The sequence below is a fragment of the Gallibacterium melopsittaci genome (assembly GCF_042433085.1).
Taxonomy (GTDB): domain Bacteria; phylum Pseudomonadota; class Gammaproteobacteria; order Enterobacterales; family Pasteurellaceae; genus Gallibacterium; species Gallibacterium melopsittaci.
In genome coordinates this window covers 18,058-36,927 of sequence record NZ_JBHLWA010000036.1, presented here as the reverse complement: position 1 = coordinate 36,927, position 18,870 = coordinate 18,058, and the positions used below count along the sequence as shown (strand labels likewise).

Sequence of the window (18,870 nt, the reverse complement as noted above, 5' to 3'; positions counted from 1 at the left end):
CAAAAAGTAGGCTTAAAGCCTTGTACTATAAGGCTTTAAGCCTACTTTTAGCAACAAATTTGTCTATTACACCCATATTTTTGAAGAAAATATGGGGTTTTTGTTATTGATTAATGAATGAAAATTGGATAATTATTTTTGATGTTGATCGCATTGGCAGTCGTGCGTGTGGACAATCATATGTCCCATTTTTTCTGCTTTGACGGTTAGATAATCAGTATTATAGCGATTTTCACCAACGTTTAACGGGACTCTTTCTACTACATTAATCCCAGCTTGTTTCATCGTATTAATTTTTTCAGGATTATTCGTTAATAAACGAATCGCTTTTACTCCTAATAGTTCAAACATTTCCGCACAAACGCTAAAATCACGCTCATCTTCTTTAAAACCAAGGGCTAGGTTTGCTTCAATAGTGTCCATTCCTTGATCTTGTAAAGCGTATGCACGAATTTTGTTGATTAAACCAATACCACGACCTTCTGCACGGTGATAAATCAATACACCACGACCCGCTTCACTGATCTGTTTTAATGCGGCTTGTAATTGAAAGCCACAATCACATTTTAAGCTGTGTAAAGCATCACCTGTTAAACATTCTGAGTGGATTCTTGCTAATACAGGTTCACCATTAGCAACATTACCTAAAACTAATGCAACGTGTTCTTTATGTGTTTCTGGATGTTCAAAACCGATAATTTTAAAGATACCAAATTCAGTTGGTAAATTTGCTTGAGCAACAAGTTCAATTTTTGCCATGTTCTATCCTTAATTTACATTCTTATGGCGTGATGTGAATGGAAGAAAAATCGAAAAGGCTGCCATTATATACATTATTTTGTTAGTTTGTCGTTATTTTTATCAATAAAGGTGAGATTGATCTAGAACCTTAGTAAAGATAGGAAAATAAGCTATAATCAGTAACCGGTGAGTTAACTTTAGCAGGTGGTAATCATATGTTATACGGAATTGATATTGGCGGAACAAAAATTGAATTGGCGGTATTCAATCAACAGTTAGAAAAGTTATATAGTGAACGTGTGGATACTCCACAAACAAGCTATGAAGATTGGTTAAATGCGGTTGTCCAATTAGTTGAAAAAGCAGATAAAAAATTCAACTGTAAAGGAACAGTTGGTATTGGTGTACCTGGATTTGTGCGTCGTGATACAGAGGTTGCAGAAATTACTAATATTCGTGTTGCAGATAATAAACCAATTATTCGTGATTTGACGGAACGATTACAACGAGAAGTGCGTATTGAGAATGATGCAAACTGTTTTGCTTTATCAGAAGCGTGGGATGCTGAGAGCCAACAATACTCTACTGTATTAGGTTTAATTATTGGTACAGGCTTTGGTGGTGGCTTGGTCTTTAATGGTAAAGTACATTCTGGTAAAGTGGGTATGGCTGGTGAAGTTGGTCATATTCAGTTAAATTATCATGCTTTGAAGCTGCTTGGTTGGGATCAAGCACCGATTTATCGTTGTGGCTGTGGAAATGAAGCCTGTTTAGATACATACCTTTCTGGACGTGGTTTTGAGTTATTACATCACGATTTACTAAAAGAAAAATTACCTGCAAAAGAGATTATTCAACGTTTCTATCAAAATGATCCAAAAACAGTAGAGTTTGTCGATAAATTTATCGAGCTAATGGCAATTTGTTTGGGTAATTTAATTACAGTGTTAGATCCTGATGCCATTTTTTTAGGTGGTGGATTATCGAATTTCGATTATATCTATCAAGCATTACCACAGCGATTACCAAAACATTTAATGCGTAGTGCAGTTGTCCCTGCTATTTTAAAAGCAAAACATGGCGATTCTGGCGGGGTACGTGGAGCAGCTGCATTGTTTTTAAGTCGGGATTCATAATAATTTATAAATAAATGGAGAAGTAAAAATGATGAAAAATTTATCAGTGTTAACTTGTGCGGTAATGACATTATTGTTATCAGCATGTAGTCAATTATCTTTCCCTGGAAACTCTACAAGTGCTGGAAAAACAGTATCTACAAAGGCAGAACAGCAAGAGAATGCCAAATTAAATGCTCTTAAAGAAAGTGCATTAAAGTTACCAAGCTTTACTTATGAAAGTGCTAAACAAACAGCAACTGCTTATTTTAATCAACAGCAAATCGTATTTATCGAAGTAAAAAATGCTCAACAAGTTGAGGACATTTATGTAAAAAATGGCCATGTTGTAGCGGTAACTGATGGTCAACATAGTTATGATTTAAGTAATACAAAGCCAAGTCATGAAGCAGTAAATGCTGCAAAAAATGCAGAGAAATGGTTACAAAAATTAAGCTATAACTCGGCAGATCGTAATATATCTGTGGTGCGTACAGGCGATGAAGCTAAATTAAATTATCTTTGTATTGCAAAAGTACAACAAGTGGCAGGAACGAAGAAAGTATTACGTACTTCGGCAAATAGTGCACAAAGTACTTCACGCTTAACCGCAGCGATGCGTTTAAATGGTAACCAATTCTATCAAATGGATTGTGTCTTATCTGGCGATCGTGTAGCAAAATTAAGCCTAATTGCGAAGTAATTATTGATAAAAAAGGTAACCATAATGGAAAAAAATATTATTTTAATGAGTGATTCCTATAAATATTCCCACTCTGCACAATATCCAAATCAGATGACTTATATGCATCATTATATTGAAAGTCGTGGTGGGCGTTATGGTTATACCCAATTCTTTGGCTTGCAATATTATCTAAAAAAATATCTTTGCCAACCAATTACGCAATCAATGATTGATGATGCGGAAGAGATTATGCGTTTGCATGGTTTGCCGTTCGATCGCACGAATTGGCAATATATTTTGGATACACATCAAGGTTATTTACCATTGAAGATTCGTGCTGTTCCTGAAGGTAGCCTAGTTAATAACCATAATGTGTTGCTTACAGTAGAAAATACGGATGAAAACTGTGCTTGGTTAGTGAGTTTCTTTGAAACACTATTATTAAAAATTTGGTATCCCTGTACAGTAGCCACGCTTGCGCATTCTTATCAACAAATTTGTCGTAAGTTTTTACAAGAAACAGCAGAGAATTTAGATGCATTACCATTTATGTTACATGATTTTGGTTATCGTGGCGTATCGAGTGAAGAGAGTGCGGCTATTGGTGGAGCGGCACATTTAATTAATTTTAAAGGAACAGATAATGTCGCTGCATTGTTATTTATGCGGGAATATTATGCAGCAGAAATGGCTGGGTTTAGTGTGCCAGCAGCAGAACACAGTACTATTACTTCATGGTCTAAGGAACGAGAAGTCGCAGCGTATGAACATTTATTAGATAAGTATCAGGATTCCGTGATCTCTATCGTGGTAGATAGTTATGATTATTACAATGCGATTGGTAATATTTTTTGCCAACAATTAGCTGAAAAAGTGAAACAACGTAAGTATCCATTAGTGGTTCGCCCTGATAGTGGTGATACCATCAGTAATGTTCTATTTGCTTGTGAAAAACTCGCTGAGGCTTTTGGTACTACAGTTAATCAAAAAGGTTATCGAGTATTAAATAATGTACGTGTTTTACAAGGTGATGGTGTGAATGAAAATACCGCATGGGATTTATTAAAAGCATTACAAGATAATCAATTTTCTGTAGAAAACCTAATTTTGGGTTGTGGTGGATCGTTACTACAAGGGAATTTAGAAACTAGTATCAATCGAGATACACATCGTTTTGCGATGAAATGTAGTTGTGTGATTACAGAAGGCAAGTTAGTAGATGTTTATAAAGCACCAATCACTGATAAAGGAAAGGTCAGTAAGAAAGGACGTTTAGATCTGATTTGGGATGGTGAAAAATATAAAACTATTAACATCGATCACTTACCATTAAATCAATATGACGATAATTCAATGATGCAGATAGTCTTTGAAAATGGCAAATTGCTTGTAGATTGGAGTTTGGCAGATGTGCAACAAAATGCACAACGTTATCAACCAAAAATTGCAAAATAAAGAAAATAATAATTTGGATTTTTTATGAATTTTTCTGAGTATGTTGCAGATTTAGTTACGAAAAACCCTGATGAGAGGGTTTTTCCTTTTGAGTATGCTGGCAAAAAATTTTGGATTAAACAGGTAGAAAAAACGACAGGTGCAATGCGTTTACTTAAACCAAATCCTCAGGCGGCATTGCAGCGAGAAATTAAAACTTTACAGTATTTAAATCAACAGCAAGCTGCAGTCGCAAAATTAGTGTTAGTCAGCGATAGTTATTTTGTGATTGAAGATGTTGGACAATCAGTTAAGCGTTATTTAAATGAAGTAACTACTACACCAGCTTTTACAGAAAAACTCTTGCATGATGCTGCAGTAGCGTTAGCACAGTTACATCAACAGAATCTTTATCACGGCAGACCAGCTATCCGAGATATGGGATGGAAAGAAGATGGTGTACGGTTTATTGATTTTGAATCAAAAGTACTTAGTAATAATTTAACGTTGCAGAAAGCTCGTGATTTGTTGTTTTATATTCATAGTTTATATGTCAGTGAGAAAGTGACTGATCAACAAATTGCGAAGAGTATTTCGATTTATCGCCAACAAGGTGGTGAACAGCAGTGGCAATATACTTATGCTTTGGTGCATAGATGTCGTGGCATATACTATTTTTTGCGTCTATTTCGTTGTATTGCGAGAACAGATCTGATTGCTTTATTGAAACTATTTAAATTTGTTTTATCTTATGACAAACATGAGTAATTAGACTATGAAAGTGTATCAAGTACAGTTAGTACAGCGTCAGCAAACGTTACAACATGATAATCAACAATCTTTGCTGGAAAATCTTGAGCAACATAATATCCCGCATGAATATCAATGCCGCTCAGGATATTGTGGTGCTTGTCGTGCGAGGTTGTTGAAAGGTCAGGTAAGTTATCGGCAGCCGCCGTTGGCGTTTTTACAAGCCGATGAAGTCTTACTTTGTTGTTGTCAGGTGGAATCGGATTTAGTGCTAGATCTTTAAATTTAGTATTTGATTAATATGTATCTTCTATATTTTTAATCAAAATATTTGTATGAAATTTATTCTTTAATGTAAATAGATCATATTTTTGAATGTTTTTAGATATTAGAAGAACTTTATTTTATAAATTTTTCACTTTTTATTTTATAAAAATAAATTTGTTTTAATTTTGTTAATAAAATGTTTCCTTTGATATTTTGTGACAAAAAATCTAAAAAATTTCTTTTATTTCTATCTTTGTATGAATCTTGTTCTATAAGCAAATTTCGCTTCTACCCCTTATTTGTTGGAAAGAGAGATAACTTTTTTGAGGTAGATCACGAAACAGACTTTTTTTATTAAAAATCTGTGAAAAAATAATTACCCTTGCGCCAATTAATGGCAAAATAATCACACTTTTTACTCGTAAATTAATTAACTTGGAGGAATATCGTGCAGACCGTTAATGTCGATATTGCAATTGTTGGTGCTGGTGGTGGTGGTTTGCGTGCTGCAATCGCAGCTGCAGAAGCGAATCCTAATCTAAAAATTGCTTTAATTTCAAAAGTCTATCCTATGCGTAGTCATACTGTTGCCGCTGAAGGTGGTGCAGCAGCTGTGATTAAAGAGGAAGACTCTTACGATAAACATTTCCATGATACTGTTGCTGGTGGTGACTGGTTGTGTGAACAAGACGTTGTGGAATATTTCGTGGAACACTCTCCAATCGAAATGACTCAGTTAGAGCGTTGGGGATGTCCGTGGAGTCGTCGTCCAGATGGGGATGTAAACGTACGTCGTTTCGGTGGTATGAAAATCGAAAGAACGTGGTTTGCTGCAGATAAAACTGGTTTCCACTTACTTCATACTTTATTCCAAACCTCTATTCAATTCCCACAAATTCAACGTTTTGACGAACACTTTGTGTTAGATATCCTTGTGGATGACGGTCATGCACGTGGTGTTGTTGCAATGAATATGATGGAAGGCACTATGGTGCAAATCAACGCTAATGCCGTTGTTATTGCAACAGGTGGTGGTTGCCGTGCATTCCGTTTCAATACTAATGGCGGTATTGTAACTGGTGATGGACTTTCTATGGCATATCGTCATGGTGTTCCTCTTCGTGATATGGAGTTTGTTCAATATCACCCAACAGGTTTGCCAAATACAGGTATTTTGATGACAGAAGGTTGTCGGGGTGAAGGTGGTATCTTAGTAAATAAAGATGGTTATCGTTATTTACAAGATTATGGTCTAGGACCAGAAACACCAATTGGTAAACCACAAAACAAATACATGGAACTTGGTCCTCGTGATAAAGTTTCACAAGCATTCTGGCAAGAATTACAAAAAGGTAATACGTTGAAAACTGCAAAAGGTGTTGATGTTGTTCATCTAGATTTAAGACATCTTGGTGAAAAATATCTCCATGAACGTTTACCATTTATTTGTGAATTAGCTCAAGCATATGAAGGTGTTGATCCTGCTAAATCACCAATTCCAGTACGTCCAGTTGTTCACTATACAATGGGTGGTATTGAAGTTAATCAACAATCTGAAACTCGTATTAAAGGATTATTTGCAGTAGGTGAATGTGCTTCTTCAGGTTTGCATGGTGCTAACCGTTTAGGTTCTAATTCATTAGCAGAATTACTTGTATTAGGTCGTGTTGCTGGTGAATATGCAGCACAACGTGCAGTAGAAGCTCAACCAGTAAATCAATCTGTTATTGATGCACAAGCAAAAGATGTGATCAAACGTGTTGATGCGTTATTAGCACAAGAAGGTACAGAGTCTTGGTCTGCAATTCGTGACGAAATGGGCAACTCTATGGAAGAAGGTTGCGGTATTTATCGTACTCAAGACAGTATGCAAAAAACCGTAGATAAGATCCAAGAGTTAAAAGAGCGTTATAAACGTATTCGTGTATCAGACCGTTCAAGCGTATTCAATACAGATGTACTTTACACTATTGAATTAGGTTATATCTTAGATGTTGCTCAATCCATCGCTTGCTCAGCACTTGATCGTAAAGAATCTCGTGGTGCACACCAACGTTTAGATTATACCGAACGTGATGATGTGAACTATTTGAAACATACTTTAGCTTTCTATAAAGAAGATGGTTTACCAACCATTGAATATAGTGATGTGAAGATTACTAAATCTCAACCAGCTAAACGTGTTTATGGTGCGGAAGCAGAAGCCGCAGAAGCAGCAAAAGCAGCAAAAGAAGGGGCAAAATAATGGCGAATGCATTACAAACAATGACGGTGGAAATTCTACGTTATAACCCTGAAGTAGATAGCGAACCGCATTTAAAATCTTATCAAGTTCCATATGATAGCCAAACCTCGTTACTTGATGCGTTAGGTTATATCAAAGATAAACTTGAGCCTGAACTTTCTTATCGTTGGTCTTGCCGTATGGCGATTTGTGGTTCTTGTGGCATGATGGTGAATGGTAAACCAAGATTAGCGTGTAAAACTTTCTTGCGTGATTTCAGTGGTCATATGCGTATTGAACCATTAGCAAACTTCCCGATTGAACGTGATCTTGTGGTTGATCTTAGCCATTTCATTGAAAGTCTTGAGTCTATCAAACCATATATTATTGGTAACCAAGCACCAGAGCTAAAAAATGAACCTCAACCATCTTCAGAGTTAGCGAAATCAAGAACTAAACAAACACCAGCACAATTAGAGAAATATCGTACTTTCTCTATGTGTATTAACTGTGGTTTGTGCTATGCAGCTTGTCCACAATTTGGTTTGAATCCTGAATTCGTCGGTCCTGCAGCAATTACATTGGCTCATCGTTATAACTTAGATAACCGTGACCACGGTAAAGCAGAACGTATGAAGATTCTTAACGGCAAAAATGGGGTATGGAGTTGTACTTTCGTTGGTTATTGTTCAGAAGTGTGTCCAAAACATGTTGGTCCAGCTTCAGCAGTTAACCAAGGTAAAATTGAAAGTGCCAAAGATTACGTTTTTGCAATGTTAAAAATGCAAAAGTAAGGAGAAAGTAAAATGACAACAGTAGCAACCAGTAAACGCAAAAAGTATGTGCGTGAAGTAAAACCGACTTGGTGGAAAAAGTTAGATTTTTACAAATTCTACGTATTGCGTGAAAGTACTTCAGTGCCAACAATTTGGTTCTGTATAGAATTATTCTACGGCTTACTTTGCTTAGGTAATGGTACATTTGATACTAAATTCATTGGATTTTTACAAAACCCAGTGGTAGTTATTTTAAATATCATCACACTTGGCGCAGTATTACTAAATAGTTTCACATTCTTCAATATGGCACCACAAATGATGAATATCATTGTGAAAAATGAACGTATTAATGTGAATCTTGTGACCAAAGTATTTTGGGGTATCACTGCATTAGTAAGTATTCTTGTTTTAATTTTAGTATAGGAAAAATAAGATGAACAAAGAAACTCCAAAACGTTCAAATGAACCAGTTGTCTGGTTACTATTCGGTGCTGGTGGTGCGATTAGTGCGGTATTTTTCCCTGTATTAGTATTAATTTTAGGGTTCTTACTACCGTTTGGAATTGTTTCTCCAGATAATATCATTGCCTTTGCACACACTTGGATCGGTAAATTAGCAATCCTTGTATTATTAATTTTCCCAACTTGGTGTGGTATCCATCGTATTCACTTAGGCTTGCATGACTTTAAAGTTCATGTACCAGCTGGTGGCGTGATTTTCTATGGATTAGCTGTACTTTATTCAGTTCTTACACTTTGTGCAGTGATTTCTTTATAATTGAATTATTTAGTCAACGAATCCCCTACCTTGTAAAAGGTGGGGATTTTTTTATATAAAGAAAATAAATTTCTTTGATATTTATTTTTTTATTTAAATTAAATGTTGTTAACAATTATGACATCTCTCTGTTACTTTTATTATATTTCACAAGTTTTCGGTATGATCTTGATAAAATAAATAGAAGAAATTGAATGTTTTTCTCATTTTTGTGATCTATGTTATATCTCTTTCATGATTTTTTCTTTAAAATTGCGCCCACTTTGTACTCTATTTGAAATTTTATCCATTAAATTAAATTATTAAGGAGCTCCTATGAGTATTGCTATTATCATAGCTACACATGGTGTCGCAGCAGAGCAGTTGCTCCGTACAACAGAGATGTTGATTGGTGAGCAAGAAAATGTTGCGTTTATCGATTTTGTTCCTGGAGAGAATGCAGAAACTATTATCGGGAAGTACCAAGCGAAGTTAGCGAATGAATTAGCGCATTGTGATCGAGTATTGTTCTTGGTTGACACTTGGGGTGGTAGTCCATTTAATGCGGCTAACCGCGTCTCAGACGGTAAAGATAATATGGAAGTCGTTACTGGCGTAAATGTGCCTATGTTAGTAGAAACATTTATGGCTCGTGATGATGATCCATCATTAGAAGAATTGGCTGAAATTGCGCTTGAAACTGGACGTGGTGGTGTACGTGCATTGAAGTTAGAACAAAAACCACAAGAAAAAGCAGAAGAACCTCAAGCTGCTCCAACTCCAGTTACTCCTGCTCCAGCTAAGCCAGCTCAACCAGAAGTTGCTACAGCAGGTAAACATATGGCAATTGGTTTAGCGCGTATTGATGACCGTTTAATTCATGGTCAGGTTGCAACACGTTGGACGAAGGAAAGTCGTGTTAATCGCATCATTGTTGTTAATAATGAAGTAGATAAAGATGATGTGCGTAAAACCATGTTAAAACAAGCTGCTCCTCCAGGTGTGACTGCTCATGTGGTCAATGTAGAGAAGATGGTACGTGTTTATAATAATCCTGAATACAATGAAGATCGTGTGATGTTGTTATTCACTAATCCAAGTGATGCATTATTCTTAGTTGAAGCAGGTTTAGACATTAAATCCGTTAATATTGGTGGAATGGCATATCGTGATGGTAAGAAACAAATTACCAGTGCAGTCTCTGTTGATCAAAAAGATATTGATGCCTTTAAGAAGTTAGCAGAACTTAACGTTGAACTTGATGTGCGTAAAGTATCAAACGATCGCAAGGAAGATATGATTGATTTGCTGAAAAAGAGCAACCTTATTTAATTGTTAACTCAAGGAAAATGCTATGGAACTTTCTAGTATTCAAATTATTTTGATCTTTATCATCGCTTGTATTTCAGGGATGGGATCAATTTTGGATGAGTTTCAAACTCACCGTCCATTAATCGCTTGTACTTTAATTGGTCTCGTTTTAGGCGATATGAAAACCGGCATTATTGTTGGTGGTTCATTAGAACTATTAGCGTTAGGTTGGATGAATATTGGTGCGGCATTAGCACCAGATGCTGCATTGGCATCAGTGGTTTCCACTATTTTGGTTATCGTGGGTGGTCAAGAAATTACGACTGGTATTGCAATTGCGATCCCATTAGCTGCGGCTGGCCAAGTATTAACTTATGTAGTTCGTGCAATTACCGTTGGTTTCCAGCATCTTGCAGATAAATCAGTACAAGATGGTAATTTAAATCGCCTTGATTGGGTACATTGTAGTGCTTTAATTTTACAAGCAATGCGTATTGCAATTCCTGCATTAATCGTTGCATTGACAGCAGGCACAGATACTGTTCAATCACTTTTAAGTGCAATTCCGCCGGTAGTGACTACAGGTTTAAAAATTGCGGGTGGTATTATCGCCGTTGTGGGTTATGCGATGGTAATTAATATGATGCGTGCAGGTCACTTAATGCCGTTCTTCTATGCTGGTTTCGTTGTAGCAGCGTTCACTAATTTCAACTTAGTGGCATTAGGTGTACTTGGTACAATTATGGCAATTCTTTATATTCAACTTCACCCTAAATACAATCAAAGTAAACAAGTGGTGCAAGTAGTTGCAAGTGGCAATAACGATCTTGATAACAGATTAGATTAATGGGAGAAGTAGAAATGACAACTGAAATGAAAAAAGTAACCCAAAGCGACTTAAACAAAGTTGTACTTCGTTCTAACCTTTTCCAAGGTTCATGGAACTTTGAACGTATGCAAGCATTAGGTTTTGCATTTGCAATGGTACCCGTTATTAAACGTTTATACCCTGATGCAAACTCACAAGAACGTAAAGAAGCCATTAAACGTCATTTAGAATTCTTTAATACCCAGCCATTCGTAGCTGCACCTGTATTAGGGGTAACTATTGCAATGGAAGAAGAACGTGCTAATGGTAAACCAATTGACGATGCAGCAATTAACGGGATTAAAGTAGGTTTAATGGGACCATTAGCGGGTGTAGGTGATCCAATTTATTGGGGAACAGCTCGTCCAGTATTTGCTGCATTAGGGGCTGGTTTAGCCTTAAGTGGCAGTATTTTAGGTCCATTATTGTTCTTCTTCCTCTTTAACCTTGTCCGTTTAGCAACACGTTACTATGGTGTGACTTATGGTTATAAGAAAGGGTTAGATGTCGTAAAAGATATGAGCGGTGGCTTGTTGCAAAAATTGACCGAAGGTGCTTCAATTCTCGGGTTGTTTATTATGGGGGCCTTGGTGCAAAAATGGACGAGTATCAATGTACCACTGGTTGTTTCTGTGATTGAAAAACAAGACGGTACTGTTGAAACAACAACTGTTCAACAAATTCTTGATAGCTTAATGCCAGGACTATTACCATTAATCTTTACTTTTGCATGTATGTGGTTATTACGTAATCGTGTGAATGCACTATGGATTATTATCGGTATTTTTGTGATCGGTATTATTGGTGCAGCGACAGGCATTTTAGGTTAAAACACTTGGTGGGTATTTGCCCACCATAATTTAGCTTGGTGATGAGTGGGCTAATGCCCACTTTCTATTTTTTAATCAGCATCTAAAAATTGATATGATCATTAATATTACTTTATTGGCATTGATCGTTTTATATTTTCTCTATGCTATTTACGATCAATTCTTAATGGATAAACGCTATGGTAAAACGGAATTGAAGATCCGTTTATTACGTAAACTGAGAATAGAAAGTGTAGTGATGTTGGTATTGATTTGGATAGCAGTATATCAAGCATTACCGCAAGGACTCGAATCAGGAACACTCTATTTATTAGTGATGTTATCAATTTTATTGGTTTATCATGCCTTTATTCGCTATCCCGTTTTTCTATTAAAGAAAGAAGGATGCTTTTTAAATAATCTGTATATCCCATATCAACACATTAATACTATTAACATTAGTGAAAATGGATTTTTACAGCTTGTATTAAAAAACGGTAAGGCATTACCTGTTTATATTTGTGATGTTGATGACGTGCCAAAAGTTTTACAGTTTTTTGTAAGTATAGGCAGAATTACGCAACCGATTGGAGGAAAATAATTTATGTTTTATCGCCTTAATGGACAGGCACAGCACTATATTTGGGGTGGAAAAACGTATATTCCACAACTGTTACAATTACCAGCAGATGACAAAATCTATGCAGAGTGGTGGCTAGGAACGCATCCAAGTGCGCCATCGATGTTATTGAAAGATGGTATAACATATAATCTTGCTGACTATATTGAACAATTTCCTCACGTGTTAGGGGAAAAATCACAACGACAATTTGGTAATAAATTGCCATATTTATTAAAAATTCTAGATGTCGTGCAACCACTTTCTATTCAATTACACCCTACTAAAAAAGAAGCTGAAATTGGGTTTGCTCGTGAAAATGCAGAGGGTATTGATTTAAAAGATCCAAAGCGTAGTTATAAAGACGATAATCATAAACCAGAAATGATGATTGCCTTGTCTGATTTCTGGCTGTTACATGGATTTAAAAGTAAAGATGCCATTTTAAAAACTTTATATGCTCGCCCTTCTTTAATGTCATTAGCTGAACAATTAGAAACACAATCATTAAAGGATTTTTATGCGAGTGTAATGCAAGCACCGCAAACTAAGTTGGAGCAATGGTTATTACCAGTCATTCAAGCGAACCAAGTTGCTTATCGTGAAAATCGTTTACCTCTAGAAAATCCAGATTATTGGGTTATTTATGCGTTAGAGGCGATGTCAATTCCATTAGAAAAACTAGATTCAGGATTACTCTGTTTCTATTTATTTAATATTGTTCACCTCAAACAAGGAGAGGGAATTTTCCAAGATGCGGGAATTCCACACGCATATTTACGCGGACAAAATATTGAGTTAATGGCTTGCTCTGATAATGTTATTCGAGGGGGCTTAACACCAAAATATGTGGATATTCCTGAATTATTGAAGATCATTGATTGTAGTGAAATTACACCAAAAGTGATTCCTATGGCAGAAACTAAGATTGGTTATAGTACTTATCGAACACCAAGTCAGGATTTTGCATTAGCTAATTTGAACTATCAATCAGGATCAGAGAGTGATTTAGTTGCTATGAGTGCAGAAGTTTTGTTAGTAATGCAAGGCAAATTACAAATTACTGCAGAGAATCAAACATTATCTGTACAACAAGGTGAGGCTTTGTTTATTGAAGCAGATACCAAATATCATATTCAAGGTGAAGAACAAGGTTATGCTATTATTGCAAAATTACCTTAGTTATTGATTTGTATAGTGGATTAGGGCAGCGTGAGCTGCCTTTTCTTTTTATTGTAATTGAGAATAATTATTATTGACTAAAAATGAGTAATCCTGTATGTTATCAACCCTTACTAATAATAACGTTAATTTAATATATGAGGGGCCCTATGAAAAAATCTCTTTTCACTGTTAGTTTGTTTGCAACGCTAGCCACATCTGCATTCGCAGCTAATGAAGTCAATGTTTATTCCTATCGTCAACCTTATTTAATTGAACCTCTCTTAAAAGAGTTTGAAGCGCAAAGTGGTGTAAAAGTGAATCTTATCTATGCAGATAAAGGTTTAGTTGAACGAGTAAAACGTGAAAAAGAACTCACTCCAGCAGATGTATTATTAACTGTTGATATTAGTCGAGTAATGGAATTAGTTAATGCTGGGTTAGCAGAACATGTACATTCAGCCGTATTAGAAAAAAATATTCCTGCACAATATCGTGATAAAAATGGGGAATGGTTTGCTTTAACAACACGTGCTAGAGCGATTTATACCTCAAAAGATAGAGTAGGTAAGTTGCCAGAAAACTTTACTTACTATGATCTTGCAAAACCAGAATTGAAAGGCAAAGTGTGCGTCCGTTCAGGAAAACACTCTTATAACGTATCACTTATTGCATCAATGATTGCACACGATGGTGAAGAAAAAGCGAAAGCATTTTTAGTGGGGCTAAAAAATAATTTGGCACAAAAACCACAAGGTGGCGATCGTGATCAAGTGAAAGCAATTAAAGAGGGTATTTGTGATTATTCACTCGGAAATAGCTATTACTTTGGCAAAATGTTAGAAGATGAAAAACAGCGTGCTTGGGCAGAGTCTGTTTATATCAACTTCCCTAACCAAACCACCACAGGTACGCATGTGAATATCAGTGGTGTTGCTGTGGCAAAATATTCAAAAAATAAAGAAAACGCATTAAAGCTCGTTGAATTTTTAAGTAGCGACAAAGCACAACATCTTTATGCAGAATTAAATCATGAATATCCAGTGAAATCAGGGGTAGCCGTTTCTAAATTAGTTGAATCTTGGGGAAGTTTTAAAGCAGATACATTACCACTCAATGATATTGCGAAAAACTATGACAAAGCATTGAAATTAATTGATGAAGTAAAATTCGATATTGAATAATTTATTCTTATTGTAGTTTTTTAATTAGGCGGTTGTGGAAGCAACTGCCTTTTTCTGTTTTTCACTTTTTAGATTAATGAGTTGTGATTAAATTTAATAAACCATTTTCTCAGCTAACTGTTTTTCTCTTAATCGGCTTTTTTGTGATGCCAATAGTGGCATTACTCTATCAGGCAGGAAAAGGCTCATTACAGAGTTTACAACACCTATGGAATACGGTATTAACCGATTATTTTATCAACTCACTGTTATTAGTATGCGGGACAGTGGGAATTAGTCTAATTTTCGCTATACCAACAGCATATCTGGTTTCACGTTATCAATTCAAAGGGCAGCATCTTTTACAATGGCTACTTTGTTTGCCCTTAGCTATTCCTGCTTATTTATCGGCTTATTTATATACAGATCTTTTAGACTATCCAGGTATTATTCAACAATGGCTGCGGGCGATTTTTGGCTGGCAGAGTATTCATGATTACTGGTTTCCATCAATTCGAAGTCTAGGGGGAGCCTGTTTTATTTTAGCGTTATCCCTTTATCCTTATATATTTTTGTTAACCCGTTTGGCACTCCTTGAGCAATCAGAAAATTTGACACAAAGTGCTAAATTATTGGGTGCTTCTACAACGCAAATTTTTTGGCGTATCACTATACCTTTATTACGCCCTGCGATTTCTGTTGGTTGTGCTTTAGTGGCAATGGAAACGTTAGGTGATTTTGGTACGGTTTTCTATTTTGCGGTGCCAACGTTAACAACGGCAATTTATGATACTTGGTTAGGATTAGGTGATTTACAAGCAGCCGCACAAATTGCAATTTCAATGTTGGCTTTATTAAGCCTATTTATTGGGATTGAACGTTATGCGAGACGTAAGCAACAACATTATCAACGAGGTTGCGAACAAACACATCAATATCAATCTTTAACCAGATGGTGGGAAAAAGGCTTAGTGGTTTATAGTTGGTTATTAGTTTTGTTAGCTTTTCTACTTCCACTGTTTCAATTAAGTTATTGGGCTTATCACTATTTTACGGAGGCATGGACAACAAACTTTTTTCAATATGCAAAAAATAGCTTGTTAGTCTCTAGCGTTGCGGCAATCATCAGTGTGATATTGGCATTATTGCTGCATTTTTTGCAAAGAATGACTCAAGTTTCATTTGCGAGAGTGGGATTGCGGATTGGGGCTTTAGGGTATGCTGTACCAGGCACGGTTTTAGCGATTGGGCTGTTGATACCGCTGACTATTGCAGATCATCAACTGTACCAATTAACAAATTGGTTAGGCATACTACCATTAGGATTAATCTTTTCAGGATCAATTTTTGCCTTAATCACTGCGTTTGTGATCCGTTTTTCTGCGATGTCGATTGGGAGTATTGAAACGGCATTAAATAAAATTCCTCCTTCGTTAGAGATGGCAGGGAAAACATTGGGGCATTCTGCCTTAGCCGTTGGTTGGAAAATTCATTTACCGCTATTGCGCAAAGGTATTTTAACGGCATTATTGTTTGTGTTTATTGAGAGTATGAAAGAGTTAAATGCTTCATTACTATTACGCCCATTTAACTTTGATACCTTAGCAACACACGTTTTTACCTATACTTCTGATGAACAACTAGAACGCGCAGCATTGCCAGCGATTGTATTAATTATAGTCGGGTTAATTCCTGTAATGATGTTGACCCGCTCGTTATTAACAAATAGAACAAAATAGATGATGAATACTTTATCGATTACACAGTTAACGTGTGGTTATCACGATAACACCATATTACAAGATCTAAATGTCGTGTTAGAACAACAAGAGATTGTGTGTTTATTAGGTTCAAGTGGGTGCGGTAAGACCACGTTATTAAAAGCGATTGCTGGGTTATTGCCTTTGCGTGCAGGAAAGATAATGCTGACAGGCAATGATCTGACAACGACGCCATTGGAGCAACGTCAAATTGGTTTCATTTTTCAAGATTATGCCTTATTTCCACATCTCACAGTGGCAGAAAATATTACCTTTGGTTTGCATCAGAAAAGTCGTCAACAGCAGCAAACTATCTTAGAAGAAATGGTTAAGTTGGTTCATTTACAGGGCTTAGAACAACGTTATCCACATCAACTATCAGGTGGACAACAACAACGCGTTGCGATTGCACGAGCATTAGCTTGTGAGCCGAAACTATTATTGCTTGATGAACCCTTTTCAAATATTGATAGCCAAGTACGCTATCAAATGATCGAAGAAATTCGTACGATTTTAAAACAGCAAGCCGTACCTGCAATTTTTGTTACCCATAGTAAAGAAGAAGCCTTTGTTTTTGCGGATAAACTCGCTTTAATGGATCAAGGTAAAATTATTCAATTTGGTACACCTTATGAACTTTATCATCGACCAAATTCACGTTTTGTCGCTGAGTTTTTAGGTAAGGTAAATTATCTTCCTTGTCAACGACAGGCGTATAGATTGGTATCACCGTTTACTTATTTTGATTTAACGCAAGTAACGGTGGCAAATAAACCATCTCTGCAAGAACAACAAAATTATACTGTGTTAATTCGTCCAGAAGATATTGACTTACATCTATGGGAAGAAGATATTCCTACGCAACCAATTTTGCCAATGACAGCGTATGCAACGGTTGAACGACGGATTTTTTTAGGCGGTTTTTATCGTTATCAGTTGAAATTAGTCTCTCTTACTAATGTAGGAGTGAAAAATGAACAACTAATGATAGTTCATCATACCCAAGATTACCCATTAGGAAGCCAAGTACAACTAAAGTTACAAGCAAAAAACATCATTGTATTTGATGCAGCATAACAGGAGATAGTGAAATAGTGTATGCTACTTTTCTGATTGAGGATAAAGCGTACAATACAAGACTACTCTTAAATATCGTGGAGGTAATTTATATGGCAAAACGTAAAATCGTTTTATATACCGTGATACCCGATGATCTGAAACAGCGTTTAATGGAACATTTTGAGGTAATAAGTTTTGCAGGAATTGATCAAAACAATTACCAAAATTTTATTACTGCATTATCTGAGGCTGAAGGATTAATTGGTTCTGGGGTGAGTATTAAAGGTGAGGTGTTATCTAAAGCTAAGCAGTTAAAAGCTATTTCAACCATTTCTGTAGGATATGATTATTTTTCTGTTGAAGAGTTAACAGCACGGAATATTCGTTTAATGCATACGCCAGGTGTATTAACTGATACAACAGCGGATTTAATTTTTGCATTGTTATTGACAACGGCAAGACGTATTGTTGAAACCTCAGAATTTATTCATCAAGGCCGATGGACAGAAAGTATTGATAGCTCACTATTCGGTGTAGATGTTCATCATAAGAAAATCGGTATTCTTGGTATGGGAAATATCGGCGAAGCGGTAGCAAAACGTGCATATTGTGGTTTCGATATGGAAGTGTTGTATTTTAGTCGCCAACGTAAACCAGCAGTTGAGCAAAAATATCAAGCTATATGGTGTGAATTAGATCAATTACTAAAACAAGCAGATTTTGTCTGTATTACGTTACCACTAACATCGGATACTGAAAATTTAATTACTCGAGAAAAACTAGCGTTAATGAAATCATCTAGTATTTTGATCAATGGGGGCCGAGGTAAAATTATTGATGAAGATGCATTAATTGAAGCATTGCAGACAAAACAGATCTTAGGTGCAGGATTGGATGTGTTTGTACAAGAGCCATTACCGACAAATTCTGCGTTACTGACATTACCAAATGTAGTATTAGCTCCACATATTGGTTCGGCCACGTTTGAAACTCGCTATAAAATGGCTGCATTAGCGGTAGAGAATTTAATTGCCGCATTGCAACCAGAAAAACCAAAGCATAATTTGGTGAATAAAGAAGTCGATTAAAACAAAGTTCTCTCAGATCTTATCTGACCAATGACAACACAGTTCTAGGCTTGTAACATTGACATTTTTCTCACTCTTTTAAATGGAGAAAATGTCAATGACTTACCCAATAAATCCCTTATTTGATGATATTGCGATAGATCAAAAAAAAGTGATTTCCCGTTTCGTTAAAATCTCATTATTTTTCATATAGTTAAAGTATTTTTGATTAAGTGATTTTGTGATTATTACTCCCAAATGGGTATAAATGCGCTCTAGATAAAAATACCACCAATGGCTA

The 18,870-nt window shown here is 36.0% G+C and carries 19 protein-coding genes; 18 read left to right on the top strand and 1 reads right to left on the bottom strand.

Features of this window, described 5'->3' with window-relative positions:
• Positions 1–132: 132 nt before the first annotated feature.
• Positions 133–759 (bottom strand): GTP cyclohydrolase II, encoded by a 627-nt coding sequence (gene ribA, locus ACFFHT_RS08085; RefSeq protein WP_382375174.1) that lies wholly within the window; start codon positions 757–759, stop codon positions 133–135.
• A 197-nt stretch (positions 760–956) separates the two neighbouring features.
• Here ribA and nagK point away from each other — a divergent pair, with 197 nt between their 5' ends.
• The 18 genes from nagK to ACFFHT_RS07995 all read left to right on the top strand — a co-directional run bounded on the left by nagK (position 957) and on the right by ACFFHT_RS07995 (position 18,590).
• On the top strand, positions 957–1,877 hold the full coding sequence (gene nagK, locus ACFFHT_RS08080; RefSeq protein WP_382375172.1) for an N-acetylglucosamine kinase: 921 nt from the start codon (positions 957–959) through the stop codon (positions 1,875–1,877).
• 28 nt (positions 1,878–1,905) lie between these two features.
• Entirely contained in the window at positions 1,906–2,559 is a 654-nt protein-coding gene (locus ACFFHT_RS08075; RefSeq protein ID WP_382375170.1) for a hypothetical protein, read from the top strand.
• A 24-nt stretch (positions 2,560–2,583) separates the two neighbouring features.
• Positions 2,584–3,996: a nicotinate phosphoribosyltransferase gene (locus ACFFHT_RS08070; RefSeq protein ID WP_382375168.1), complete on the top strand. Its 1,413-nt coding sequence runs from the start codon at positions 2,584–2,586 to the stop codon at positions 3,994–3,996.
• Between the two features lie 24 nt (positions 3,997–4,020).
• A complete protein-coding gene (locus ACFFHT_RS08065) occupies positions 4,021–4,743 on the top strand; it encodes a BUD32 family EKC/KEOPS complex subunit (RefSeq protein WP_382375166.1) in 723 nt (240 codons plus the stop codon).
• Between the two features lie 7 nt (positions 4,744–4,750).
• A complete protein-coding gene (gene yfaE, locus ACFFHT_RS08060) occupies positions 4,751–5,008 on the top strand; it encodes a class I ribonucleotide reductase maintenance protein YfaE (protein WP_382375164.1) in 258 nt (85 codons plus the stop codon).
• 432 nt (positions 5,009–5,440) lie between these two features.
• Positions 5,441–7,237, top strand: a complete 1,797-nt coding sequence (gene frdA / locus ACFFHT_RS08055; RefSeq protein WP_382375163.1) for a fumarate reductase (quinol) flavoprotein subunit — start codon at positions 5,441–5,443, stop codon at positions 7,235–7,237.
• Positions 7,237–8,010, top strand: coding sequence for a succinate dehydrogenase/fumarate reductase iron-sulfur subunit (locus ACFFHT_RS08050; RefSeq protein ID WP_382375161.1), 774 nt, complete (start codon positions 7,237–7,239; stop codon positions 8,008–8,010). The genes frdA and ACFFHT_RS08050 overlap by 1 nt, the downstream gene beginning before the upstream one ends.
• Positions 8,011–8,022: 12 nt before the next feature.
• Positions 8,023–8,418 carry a fumarate reductase subunit FrdC gene (gene frdC, locus ACFFHT_RS08045; protein WP_382375159.1) on the top strand — a complete coding sequence of 132 codons (396 nt, stop codon included), beginning with the start codon at positions 8,023–8,025 and terminating at the stop codon, positions 8,416–8,418.
• A 10-nt stretch (positions 8,419–8,428) separates the two neighbouring features.
• The gene (gene frdD, locus ACFFHT_RS08040; RefSeq protein WP_382375157.1) at positions 8,429–8,773 is read left to right on the top strand and encodes a fumarate reductase subunit FrdD; all 345 of its coding nucleotides are present in this window, start codon (positions 8,429–8,431) and stop codon (positions 8,771–8,773) included.
• Positions 8,774–9,088: 315 nt separating this feature from the next.
• Positions 9,089–10,084: a PTS mannose transporter subunit IIAB gene (gene manX / locus ACFFHT_RS08035; RefSeq protein ID WP_382375156.1), complete on the top strand. Its 996-nt coding sequence runs from the start codon at positions 9,089–9,091 to the stop codon at positions 10,082–10,084.
• A gap of 22 nt (positions 10,085–10,106) precedes the next feature.
• Positions 10,107–10,910 (top strand): PTS mannose/fructose/sorbose transporter subunit IIC, encoded by an 804-nt coding sequence (locus ACFFHT_RS08030; RefSeq protein ID WP_382375154.1) that lies wholly within the window; start codon positions 10,107–10,109, stop codon positions 10,908–10,910.
• Positions 10,911–10,924: 14 nt separating this feature from the next.
• Positions 10,925–11,761: a PTS mannose transporter subunit IID gene (locus ACFFHT_RS08025; protein ID WP_382375152.1), complete on the top strand. Its 837-nt coding sequence runs from the start codon at positions 10,925–10,927 to the stop codon at positions 11,759–11,761.
• 94 nt (positions 11,762–11,855) lie between these two features.
• Positions 11,856–12,341, top strand: a complete 486-nt coding sequence (locus ACFFHT_RS08020) for a DUF986 family protein (protein ID WP_382375150.1) — start codon at positions 11,856–11,858, stop codon at positions 12,339–12,341.
• Between the two features lie 3 nt (positions 12,342–12,344).
• A complete protein-coding gene (manA, locus tag ACFFHT_RS08015; protein WP_382375148.1) occupies positions 12,345–13,541 on the top strand; it encodes a mannose-6-phosphate isomerase, class I in 1,197 nt (398 codons plus the stop codon).
• A 149-nt stretch (positions 13,542–13,690) separates the two neighbouring features.
• Positions 13,691–14,704 (top strand): Fe(3+) ABC transporter substrate-binding protein, encoded by a 1,014-nt coding sequence (locus tag ACFFHT_RS08010; protein WP_382375146.1) that lies wholly within the window; start codon positions 13,691–13,693, stop codon positions 14,702–14,704.
• An 83-nt stretch (positions 14,705–14,787) separates the two neighbouring features.
• Positions 14,788–16,422, top strand: a complete 1,635-nt coding sequence (locus ACFFHT_RS08005; RefSeq protein WP_382375144.1) for an ABC transporter permease — start codon at positions 14,788–14,790, stop codon at positions 16,420–16,422.
• Between the two features lie 3 nt (positions 16,423–16,425).
• Positions 16,426–17,520: an ABC transporter ATP-binding protein gene (locus ACFFHT_RS08000; protein ID WP_382375180.1), complete on the top strand. Its 1,095-nt coding sequence runs from the start codon at positions 16,426–16,428 to the stop codon at positions 17,518–17,520.
• Positions 17,521–17,612: 92 nt separating this feature from the next.
• A complete protein-coding gene (locus ACFFHT_RS07995; RefSeq protein WP_382375142.1) occupies positions 17,613–18,590 on the top strand; it encodes an NAD(P)-dependent oxidoreductase in 978 nt (325 codons plus the stop codon).
• Positions 18,591–18,870: the final 280 nt, after the last annotated feature.

What these genes read in the sequence shown, in the direction of transcription:
- ribA (WP_382375174.1), bottom strand. Translation starts at nt 759, where the DNA reads ATGGCAAAAATTGAACTTGTTGCTCAAGCAAATTTACCAACTGAATTT.
- nagK (WP_382375172.1), top strand. Translation starts at nt 957, where the DNA reads ATGTTATACGGAATTGATATTGGCGGAACAAAAATTGAATTGGCGGTA.
- ACFFHT_RS08075 (WP_382375170.1), top strand. Translation starts at nt 1,906, where the DNA reads ATGATGAAAAATTTATCAGTGTTAACTTGTGCGGTAATGACATTATTG.
- ACFFHT_RS08070 (WP_382375168.1), top strand. Translation starts at nt 2,584, where the DNA reads ATGGAAAAAAATATTATTTTAATGAGTGATTCCTATAAATATTCCCAC.
- ACFFHT_RS08065 (WP_382375166.1), top strand. Translation starts at nt 4,021, where the DNA reads ATGAATTTTTCTGAGTATGTTGCAGATTTAGTTACGAAAAACCCTGAT.
- yfaE (WP_382375164.1), top strand. Translation starts at nt 4,751, where the DNA reads ATGAAAGTGTATCAAGTACAGTTAGTACAGCGTCAGCAAACGTTACAA.
- ACFFHT_RS08050 (WP_382375161.1), top strand. Translation starts at nt 7,237, where the DNA reads ATGGCGAATGCATTACAAACAATGACGGTGGAAATTCTACGTTATAAC.
- frdC (WP_382375159.1), top strand. Translation starts at nt 8,023, where the DNA reads ATGACAACAGTAGCAACCAGTAAACGCAAAAAGTATGTGCGTGAAGTA.
- frdD (WP_382375157.1), top strand. Translation starts at nt 8,429, where the DNA reads ATGAACAAAGAAACTCCAAAACGTTCAAATGAACCAGTTGTCTGGTTA.
- manX (WP_382375156.1), top strand. Translation starts at nt 9,089, where the DNA reads ATGAGTATTGCTATTATCATAGCTACACATGGTGTCGCAGCAGAGCAG.
- ACFFHT_RS08030 (WP_382375154.1), top strand. Translation starts at nt 10,107, where the DNA reads ATGGAACTTTCTAGTATTCAAATTATTTTGATCTTTATCATCGCTTGT.
- ACFFHT_RS08025 (WP_382375152.1), top strand. Translation starts at nt 10,925, where the DNA reads ATGACAACTGAAATGAAAAAAGTAACCCAAAGCGACTTAAACAAAGTT.
- ACFFHT_RS08020 (WP_382375150.1), top strand. Translation starts at nt 11,856, where the DNA reads ATGATCATTAATATTACTTTATTGGCATTGATCGTTTTATATTTTCTC.
- manA (WP_382375148.1), top strand. Translation starts at nt 12,345, where the DNA reads ATGTTTTATCGCCTTAATGGACAGGCACAGCACTATATTTGGGGTGGA.
- ACFFHT_RS08010 (WP_382375146.1), top strand. Translation starts at nt 13,691, where the DNA reads ATGAAAAAATCTCTTTTCACTGTTAGTTTGTTTGCAACGCTAGCCACA.
- ACFFHT_RS08000 (WP_382375180.1), top strand. Translation starts at nt 16,426, where the DNA reads ATGAATACTTTATCGATTACACAGTTAACGTGTGGTTATCACGATAAC.
- ACFFHT_RS07995 (WP_382375142.1), top strand. Translation starts at nt 17,613, where the DNA reads ATGGCAAAACGTAAAATCGTTTTATATACCGTGATACCCGATGATCTG.